At 49.6% G+C, this 1,099-nt stretch carries 1 protein-coding gene and 1 pseudogene; one reads left to right on the forward strand and one right to left on the reverse strand.

The window, feature by feature from the left end:
• Positions 1-181: SDR family NAD(P)-dependent oxidoreductase (locus tag EI969_RS22920; RefSeq protein ID WP_371926015.1), on the reverse strand; the 181-nt coding region annotated here is incomplete at its 3' end.
• A 140-nt stretch (positions 182-321) separates the two neighbouring features.
• Here EI969_RS22920 and EI969_RS22925 point away from each other — a divergent pair.
• Positions 322-1,099, forward strand: a pseudogene (locus EI969_RS22925) (hypothetical protein); the annotation flags it as partial.

The raw sequence follows: 1,099 nt of genomic DNA on the forward strand, positions 1-1,099 counted from the left end.
TGTCCAGCACGTTGCAGAACTGCGGGTTGGTCGCGGCGTTGTTGACCAGGATGTCGAGGCGGCCGAACTGTTCCTTGATGCCGGCGAAGACCTGGCTGATCTGTTCCATTTCACCGATGTGGCAGGCACTGAATACGAGAGTGAGCACGCTGTTGAGTGGAGCACTGATTGCATTCTCTATATGACTTTTGATACGAGAGTCCGGTTTTTCTATCGCAACGTGTTCTAGCTAACCTGTCAATTATGACAGTTTCTAGAGTGCCAGTTTTCCCTGATAGTTAACGGACTGTTTTTGTCCATAGCTGAAAAGGAATTGTCGTCATGACCGCCGAACTAAACGCTGCAAACGTTGCAGCAAGCCCTTGGGAACGAGCCATATTGTTGATCAACGGCAAGAAAGTGGAGTGGGGGGAGGAGCTCGTTTTGCTCCGTGGGCAGGAGAACGATGTGACAGTGGAGGTCTCACCGGAAATTGCCAAGGAGATCAAACTGGGGCTGGTTGAGGGTGGCGAATTGAACATCGGTGCATCGCCGAATTTTGACGATTGGGTGGCTCCCGTCAATGGCCAGTTCGATTGGAAGATTACGCCGGACGCTGGCAAGAGCGGTCGTATCACCCTGGTGTTTTTAAGCCGGGAAGTGGACCTGCCGTGGGAACATCGTAGCCTGGTGATTTCGAGCAATCTGGCGGATGAGGCTGATGTCAAGATTGATGATAAAGATCCTTCCGGTGCTGGTACCGCTTTCCTTAGAACGAATCGTCGCAACATAAAGCTGGTGCCAAAGCCAAATAGTCCGTTAGCTGGGCTTGCCTTCATTATGCGGCATGAAGTTTTAAGTAAACTATTGCCTGGCGCGGTCGAAAGTGTTCCTGCTATTGGTGCCGAAACATCAAACCTCGAGTGGGATGTTGGTTGTATTGCTGCAGGAGATGGTGCTTTTCGGTTGGAGTTATACTGTCCGAGGCTTGACAGTTCAGTTTATATTGAGTGCAAACAAATTGATGTCAGCTATAACGTAGCCGGCAAAAATGTAGAAATGATTGATGGTGTTGGTGAGGCCACTATTGGGGATTGGGGCAAGCATATTTTTTTAGTTA

It is taken from the genome of Pseudomonas sp. PB101 (assembly GCF_009764265.1).
Taxonomy (GTDB): domain Bacteria; phylum Pseudomonadota; class Gammaproteobacteria; order Pseudomonadales; family Pseudomonadaceae; genus Aquipseudomonas.